This window comes from Enterobacter sichuanensis (assembly GCF_002939185.1).
GTDB lineage: Bacteria > Pseudomonadota > Gammaproteobacteria > Enterobacterales > Enterobacteriaceae > Enterobacter > Enterobacter sichuanensis.
Window position 1 is genome coordinate 1 of sequence record NZ_POVL01000089.1, and the last position, 8,610, is coordinate 8,610.

Consider the following 8,610-nt stretch of genomic DNA (forward strand, 5'->3'; position numbering starts at 1 on the left):
AGAACCGCCGCCTTTATTGACAAACAGGAAGCGGTATTCGCTCCCCGGTGTGGCGCTGATGTCTATCTGCGCCGGCAGGTTGGTTTGGGTATTAACCTCGGTATACATGTCCAGCGGTGCGTTTTGCGAATAGCGCAGGTTACACTCGCTAAAGGTGGCGTAAATCCCTCTGCTCAGCGCTTCGGCATCGTCACCACCGGTCCAGACGTGCTGGCCTTTGCTCGCCACAATGGTGGCCGTGCCGGTATCCTGACAGTTTGGCAGTACGCCTTTTGCCGATACTTCGGCGTTGCGCAGCAGTTGCAGAGCGACATACTTATCGTTACTGCTGGCCTGCGGGTCGTGCAGAATGCTGGCTATCTGCTTTAAATGTCCGGCGCGCAGGAAAAATGAGGCTTCATAAAACGCCTGCTGGGCCAACAGGGTCAATGCCTCAGGCGCCACTTTAATGACCTCCTCGCCCTCCAGCTCCGTCACCGTAACGTGTTGCGCGCTGAGGAGTTCATATTCCGTCGTATCTTTACTCTGAACAAACAGGTCCTGCCAGACAAATGGTTTAGACATAGTACTTCTCACTTTGTGGTTGTTTTTACCGGGCACTGGCGCAACTGCCGCGCCCGGCTTACAGAATCACAGTCGGTTGGGTTCAATGGGCTAAAAAGAGACTGGCCTGCGTCGCCTCAGCGACATACGCAATCGTCTGCTGGGCGCGGACGCTATTCCCGGCGGCATCCAGCGGTGGCGAATAGACCGCGATGGCGTATTGGCCGGGCACGATGGCAACCATGCCGCCGCCGACGCCGCTCTTCGCCGGGATCCCAACGGTGTACAGCCATTTGCCGCTGCCGTCGTACAATCCGGCAATCGCCATTTCCGCCAGAACCTGCGGCACGTAGCGTTCATTCAGCAACTGCTTACCGTTGAAAGGCGATTTGCCCCTGTTCGCCAGCACTGCGCCCATTTTGGCGAGCTGCTCAACGGTGATGTCTACAGAACACTGGCGGGTATAGATTTCGACGGCATCCCGGGTATCGCCATAAAAGCTGTTATAGGACGCCATCAGCATCGCCAGCGCCTGGTTATGCTGATTGGTCTCCATTTCTGATTTGAACACCGGCTCGTTGACGGTCAGCGAGGCATCCGCCCACGCGTTGAGGTTATCGAGAATTTTGTTCCAGCGTTCGGACTTATCTTTCGCCTCAATCAGGCTTACCGTGCTCATCGCCCCTGCATTAACCAGCGGGTTTTCCGGCGCCCCTTTGGTCAGCTCAACCGCCAGGCCGGAGTTGAAGGGCAGACCGGTCGCACTGGCGCCGAGTTTATCCAGGACCTCCTGTGGGCCACGCTGCTCCATCGCCAGCGCCAGGGTGAAAACTTTGCTCAGCGACTCCATGGGAAATGCTTTTTTCACATCGCCAACCTGGTAAATGTTGCCGTCAACGGTGGCGAGGGTGATGGCGAAATTGTTGGGGCTATAGGTCGCCAGGGCGGGAATGTAGTCGGCGACTTTTCCCTCAAAATTATCTTTAAATTTTTGATGGGCCTGCTCCAGCAGCTGCGTGTAATCCGGCGCGGGTTGCGCCAGCGTGGCGGCGCTAAAAAACAGGCTGACGGATAAGAGGCTGACGCCGAAAATGTTTATCTTCATGGGCTATCCTGTAAATCGAAAAACGACAGGCCAACGACCGTTGGCCTTTGTAATCAATACATGGCGATTTCAGTGTCTGAAGCGGTACTTTCTTTGGCCGGAACCTTGCCGCGGCAGCCGACGCCGAAGTGCTCGCCTTCCCAGCGACCGACGATAGCGGCACCCATCGCGTTACTCATCACGTTGGTGGCGGAACGGCCCATGTCGAGGAACGGATCGACGCCCATCAGCAGAATCAGGCCCGCTTCCGGAATGTTGAACTGGTTGAGCGTGGCGGCAATAACCACCATTGATGCACGCGGCACGCCCGCCATCCCTTTCGAGGTCAGCATCAGGATCAGCAGCATGGTGATCTGCTCCCCAATGCTCAGTTCGATATTGCACGCCTGGGCGATAAACACGGTAGCAAACGAGCAGTAGGCCATTGAGCCGACGAGGTTAAAGGAGTAGCCGATCGGCAGGACAAAGCTGGCAATCCTGGAGGAGACGCCGAATTTTTCCAGTTTGTTCAGCGTGCCAGGGAAAGCCGCTTCTGAACTTGAAGTCGTAAAAGCCAGCAGCGCAGGTTCGAGGATCGCTTTTGTCAGACGACTGATGCACGGACCGACAATCATGGTGGACAGGCCAATCAGAATCGCCCACAGCAGGCCGAGCGTCATGTAGAACTCGCCCATGAAAATACCGGCGCTGACCATCACACCCAGACCGCGTTCGGCAATCAGCCCGGAGATCGCGGCAAACACGGTCAGCGGTGCAAACAGCATGACGTAGCCCGTCAGCTTGAGCATCACATGGACCAGAGAGTCGAGCACCTTAATGATGGGCTCGGCTTTCTCGCCAATGGCCGCCAGGCTGCAGCCCAGGAAAATCGAGAACACCACGATTTGCAGAATCTCGTTACGGGCCATGGCATCAACGATGCTGGTCGGTACCGCGTGAGAGATAAATACTTTCAGCGTAAACGGTTCGGACTGAACGGCCGCAACGGCCCCGGCGTCATGAGCGACAAAGTTAATGCCGGCGCCAGGCTGGAAGATATTGACGATAACCAGCCCCAGCGCGATCGACAGCAGCGAAGCACAAATAAAGAGGAAAAAGGTTTTGGAGAATATACGGCCGAGTGTTTTCGCATCACCCATTTTGGCTATGCCGACCACCAGGGTTGAAATAACCAGCGGGGCGATAATCATTTTCACCATGCGTAAGAATATCGTGGTGAAAATAGAAATATCCTGTGAGTACTATTTTGCTATATCTGCTGATGCCATATTATTAATGACCACCCCGGCTATCATGCCGAGTATCAAACCTAATATGATCATTTTTGTTAAGCTTATTTTTTTCATGTTTACTCCATCGGATAAAGGTTGGTTAAGGTGTAGGGTCGCGTGCGCCTGAGCCCTGACGAACCGCTCAGACGCACGTTTGTTGTGACCAACCGCATGAATTATCTGGAATACAGTGATACAGCAAATATCTATATCCCAATGGACGTTGTTGTATTTGTAGTGTTACAGATCAAACTCAATGCTTAATAACGGTGCATGCTGCTGGGCACCATAAACATCATTATCACCAATGTTGCCGGAGATAATATCGCGAGGCATGATGATTTTGACCGCATTGGCCGGGTCAAACCAGACAATGCGATGTATAAAGTCAGGCTTCACGTTATATAAACGGGCGATAAGCTGTGGCGTTAATTGCTTCGAGGCTTTTACCCGCTGATAGTCTTCATGCGTTTTAAATAAAATATCCAGAACCAGCTCATACGGTCCGGCGTTTTTTGAGCGAATGACCTGCGCCAGTGAGCGAATACTCTGTTTCATAACTGAACCCCTTCTGGCGTGACCTGCTCGAGGTGGAAATCAAATCGCAGCGCGTCGCTTGCTTCGATCAGGTGATAGATTGAGAACTCATACACCGGGCCGCTCTGAATGTCGGAAGGGGAGAACGGGAACGCGAGGTTGCCCGCTGTGGCGATCCGGTTTTCATAGCCGTAATGCAGCAGGGTAGAGCGCACCAGCGAACAGACGCTGTTGGCGATATCCTGGGTGGGAGCCACCACATCCAGCAAAATACCCAGCTCGTGCCCGGCTGACTGCACCGGCTCATGGTTGCCCATCACGCCATTCTTTCCGTACAGGTGGAACGTCATGCGGATACTGTCGTCATTCAGCGAGAGGTTGCGCTTCACGCTGACCTGCACTTCTTCGAGGATGTTATCGATCCCGGCAATCATGATTGGGTCGCGCGTACCGGCAATGGTCAGACAGCGGAAGCCGACCCGGCGAGCGCCTTCCAGCTTCAGCGCATACGGCGTTTCTTCGTGGCGGGAACCGCTGACGTACACTTCGCCCTCATTGACCGCTTTGAAGCTACAGCCTTTCAGGTTCAGCACGCCGCCCGGCCCCGGCAGGAAGTACGGGTCGGATTTCTCATACAGGGTGTGCGCCGCGGCCGACGTTTCGGTGAATTTACGCTTCGGATTAAAGGTTTTCAGCGTAAAGCCGTGCTCGTCAATGATGCCCATCGCGCAGTCGGAGCCGGACCCTGGCGTAGCGGCAATCGCCGCGCACTCAAGGATCTTACCGCAGTGCAGCGCCAGACCTTCATCGAAGCCCTGCATAATGGGCAGTGCGGCAAAGCAGGCCGGATCGTACGCCCGCCCGCCAAGCACCACCTGTGCCCCGGCCGCCAGCGCCCGCTGGAAAGGCTCAATGCCCATCTGCGCCACGATATAGGTGCTCTCTTCGATGGCCTCGTGGGTCAGTTCCGGGACGAAATCCAGGGCTGTAATTTTCCCGTTGTCCAGTGCCTGATGCACCGTGGCTTTATCGACATCCGATGGGATCAGCGCCATCGAGAATGAGAGCTTCTCTTCCTGAGCAATCTCAAGGATTATCTGCCGGCACCACTCCAGATGCGGTGCGGCACCGGACCCTCCGGCGGTACCGATCACCACCGGGATGTTGTGCTTAACGCCAGCCACAATCATATAGCGCAGATCGCGTTTTACCCCCGCCCGGTCGGTGAAAGGCTTACCTGCCCCCAGGTAGTGGGGACCCGGGTCGGATGAGCCCGCGTCAACAGCAATAAGATCCGGCGAGGCTTCCATAGCCTTACGAAAACTCTCTTCCGGGAAGCCATAGCCCAGGATTGCCGTTGGCGATAAGATCTTAAATGTACGTGCCATCATTTAATCCTTAGTGTGCAACAATGCGATGGTGCGGTGCATTTCGTTAAACACGATGTTAAGACCTTCATCGAAGCCCATGCCCGGTTTGATCAACATGCGCATCGGGCGAGCGGCCAGAGCCACGTGCACGCAGGTGCGGGCGCTGATTTCCGTTTCGTTACAGGTACCGCCCTGATAGGCTTCCATGCCATGTTTGTTGCAGTACAGCACCGCATCAACGATGTTGTGAATACCGCCCAGATCCGGGGTTTTGATCTGCACCATGTGGCAACTGCCCGCATCGGTGAAGTCCACAATGTCCTGATAGGTGTTACACCACTCATCGGCAACGATTTTCACGCCAGAGCCCAGACGCATCAGCTCGTGGGTGATGGCGGTCAGCAGGCGGATTTGATCCGGTTTATTACCCGCATCCACCGGTCCCTCAATATAGAGCGGCAGGCCCTGGGCCTCTTTTTCGAGGCTGGCGATATAGGCGGCGCAACGTACCGGGTCCATATCGAAAATCAAACCGATAGTGCCGTACACGTCGATGTGCAGCGTCGGGCGATAGTGCGGGCTGGTGCGCAGGCTTAAGATGCGGTCGGATAACCAGCGCACATACTCACGCAGTTTTTCCCCCTTCAGGCCCAGTTTCTCTTCCACGTTGTTGATAAGCGCATGCGGCAGTACGTCAACGCCTTTGAGGATCATCTTGTCGACGGCGATATAGCGGTCGTCGCCGCTCTGTCCGAATAACGGAATGGCTTCAGGGACACACGGCAGTTGCCATTCATCACAAACGACTTCCGTTTTCAGACGACCGGTCGCCAGTGCCGTCGCGTCGAGCAGCGCCTGCGACAGGCCATAACGTACGGCGGTATGCAGCAGATGACCGTCGATACGCAGTTCGTCAAAGAATCGGGCGTTCGTCAGGAAGCGGTCAACGTCGCGGCCTTCGAGCAGCGGCTTGATGTGATCGTTAAGAAACGGAATGAAGTGTTCAGCCAGGAACAGCGGATCGCGACCGCCTGCACCTGAATATTGCACCGCTGCACAATCGCCCACCGCCACCGCGCCGTTTTCCAGAATCAACTGCACGGAGACGCATTCACCCGCCTGACGAACTGACGTAAACCCAGGCGTGACCGGGTTGCCGGTATAGATAAATCCGTCATGTCCGGCACCGTTTTTAATTGCCTGCTGATCGTCAAAATAGAATGAGGAGTAGCCTGCGGTGAAAAGGGCCTGTTTAATTTTCATTATGGTCTTCCTATTAATTTACTGTGGGATACCGCGTTGATGTCATCAACAACCATCTGGAATGAGGGTTTACGTCCTTCAAAACGCGCGCGCTCGGCGACGTAATCGTGATGCAGGTCGAGGATATCTTTCGGCAGCGGAACCGCGCCGGCTTCCAGCACGCGAATGGCACCGGCGTTATCACGAACCGGCAGAATTTTGCCCGCGTTGCAGGAGGCGGGGGCAAACGGCACGTCCAGCACGCCAGCTTCAAACGCCAGCACCGTACCGCGCGCGACATCCCCGTTGCCCAGCTCGAAGACTTTCTTCAGCACGGCGCGGACTTCACTCTTAATCAGCTCGACTTCCTGCTCGACGGCGGCACACGGCGGGAATTTCTGATCGCTCACCATGTTGAGCATCTGACGCGAGGCTTTCAGTCCCTGGGCGTTGGCGGCGGCGGTGGGTATACCGAATGCTTCGTGCGGGCTCTTGGTGATCACTTTGGTCGCTCCGGACATACCGGCCACCGCTGCGCCCCAGGAGATAATGGCAAACGCTTTCGACTCATCTTCCGGGAACCCCCCCATCCACTGGTGGAAGACGGTGCTCAGCTCGTAATCGTCAAAACCGTGGTTATGGAAATATTCGTGGGACAGTTCACGCAGAGCCTGAATAGCAGCAATATCCTGCGTCAGGCTACCCACCTGGCCGTAGCCAACGGTGATTGACTTCACGCCCTGTTCCAGCGCCAGCAGACCTTCGATAATCGCCACCGAGTGGGAGACAAACGGCGGGATCAGGGTGCCGGTCAGCGGGCCAAACGGTTCACGGTTGATACGAATACCGTTCTCTTCATAAAGACCCATCAGGCGGTCGCAGTATTGCCAGTCGCGAATGGATTTTTCCAGGGTGACGCGCTTCGCGTACGGAATGTTGTAAGAGATACCGCCGCCTTCATAACTGGTAAAACCGCTGGCCATCGCGATCTCCGCCAGCAGGCGCGCATCCGGCGTGCCGTGACGTACCTGAATCGGTTTCTCCAGCGCTTCGGTCATGCGTCGGCAGGCGGCGACGCCGTGGTTGACGACCGGTAAGCCGTTGAGTTTGGAGGTACCCGCTTCGATGGATTTTTGGATCCCTACCGCGGCCTCTTCATAGCGATTCAGACGGGTATAGGCATCGATGGTGCTGGGCAGCAAATCACACTCTTCCTGCAGCGTTTTCAGCAGGGCGATATGTTCATCCATGAGCGCTACGCCTGCGCGCGGCTGGCTCAGGGTTTTACCTTCCTGGTCGGCCTTCAGTAGTGCGTGAGAAAAGCGTTTTTGCTCAGGAATGGTTTGCTGGTACTTCACGCCATCTTCGAAGTTCTCAACGTCCTTGCCGGTATGCCAGGTTTGTAAGACCTGTTGCCGCTCAGTCATGAATTCGTCATGGGTTAGCTTTTTATTTCGAAGTTCCATTCGTTGCTGCCTTAGGTTTTATAGGGTTAAACAATGAATACTGGTGCGAGCCGCCGCCTGCGGGTCCAGCCTGGCGACATTCGCCAGCAGAGGAAGCAGACCTTTTGCATCGCGGTAATAATCAAACTGCCCGGGTAAAAGAACGCGTCTGCTGCTGTCGTCCAGCTCGCGGTACTTCAGCCAGCGGTGCACATCGAACTGGCTGGCGCGGGAGAGCCATCCCCCGGAACCCACCACTTTGCGCACGGTGGTGAGATCGCGCCCCACCTGCAAATCGACGTTGCCGACGCAGGTACAGACCTGTTTTTTGGTGCCAGCATGGCGTTCGCTGGCGTACCCCACGCACAGCCCGGCCAGTAGCGTGTCGAAATGTTTTTCTTCTTCGGTGACAGGCAGATAATCCGGATGTGCGACCAGATGACGCAGATAGCCATAAAACGCGTCCTTGCGTTGAGGCTGATGGGCGAACACCGCGTTCACCAGTTCCTGGGTACTTTCACCGACCACGACCGCCGAGACGCGCATGCCGAGGTCTCCCTCTACGGTGCGTTTCACAAATGGCTCAGGCACGCCGTGCAGAACAGTATCCGGAGAGAGCGTGTTGGCGCTGGCGGAATAGACGTCGGTGGTGGCACCGCCCATGTCGATCAGCATGAATTCTTTCCACGCGCTGTCGACATCACTGATCGCTTTCACCAGCTCGTAGACGGTCCACGGCGTGGGCATCGGCTCTTCGCCGGTTTCCCCGACGATAACGTCCAGTCCTTTCCCCTTCACGATGCGGGAAAGAAACACATCGCAGATGGCCTTGCGGGCGGCATAAGGATTCGGGTGATCGAGGTCAGGCAACACATTGTCGACGGTGATCAAATCTTTATGGCCAAGAATGGCCTGCACGTCGTCCTGAATATCGCGATTTCCGGCGTAAATAATGGCGCAATCCAGCGTGGACGCTGCCAGTGCGCGGGCATTGGCAAGTCCGTAACTCTCTTCTCCGCCGTCCGTACCGCCTGTGAACAGCAGGATGTCCGGCGGGGAATCCTCCAGCGCCTGGATATCGTGGCGGTTCAGTTTGG

General features: G+C 55.9%; 7 protein-coding genes and 1 pseudogene. All 8 read right to left on the reverse strand.

The window, feature by feature from the left end:
* The coding region (locus C5687_RS22920; RefSeq protein WP_202911312.1) for a fumarate hydratase at nt 1-564 on the reverse strand (564 nt) is incomplete at its 3' end.
* An 82-nt stretch (nt 565-646) separates the two neighbouring features.
* Nucleotides 647-1,648: a glutaminase A gene (glsA, locus tag C5687_RS22925; RefSeq protein ID WP_104558075.1), complete on the reverse strand. Its 1,002-nt coding sequence runs from the start codon at nt 1,646-1,648 to the stop codon at nt 647-649.
* Between the two features lie 53 nt (nt 1,649-1,701).
* Nucleotides 1,702-2,994, reverse strand: a pseudogene (locus C5687_RS22930) (dicarboxylate/amino acid:cation symporter).
* 165 nt (nt 2,995-3,159) lie between these two features.
* Nucleotides 3,160-3,477: a DUF4387 domain-containing protein gene (locus tag C5687_RS22935; protein WP_104558077.1), complete on the reverse strand. Its 318-nt coding sequence runs from the start codon at nt 3,475-3,477 to the stop codon at nt 3,160-3,162.
* Entirely contained in the window at nt 3,474-4,844 is a 1,371-nt protein-coding gene (locus C5687_RS22940; RefSeq protein ID WP_047959786.1) for an acyclic terpene utilization AtuA family protein, read from the reverse strand. Before C5687_RS22940 ends, C5687_RS22935 begins: the two co-directional genes overlap by 4 nt.
* A gap of 3 nt (nt 4,845-4,847) precedes the next feature.
* Nucleotides 4,848-6,089 carry a methylaspartate ammonia-lyase gene (locus C5687_RS22945; protein WP_025755949.1) on the reverse strand — a complete coding sequence of 414 codons (1,242 nt, stop codon included), beginning with the start codon at nt 6,087-6,089 and terminating at the stop codon, nt 4,848-4,850.
* Complete coding sequence (locus C5687_RS22950; RefSeq protein WP_025755948.1) at nt 6,089-7,534, reverse strand: methylaspartate mutase subunit E; 1,446 nt, start codon at nt 7,532-7,534, stop codon at nt 6,089-6,091. The genes C5687_RS22945 and C5687_RS22950 overlap by 1 nt, the downstream gene beginning before the upstream one ends.
* A gap of 18 nt (nt 7,535-7,552) precedes the next feature.
* A partial coding sequence (locus tag C5687_RS22955) for a glutamate mutase L (RefSeq protein WP_104558079.1) occupies nt 7,553-8,610 on the reverse strand: 1,058 nt, incomplete at its 5' end.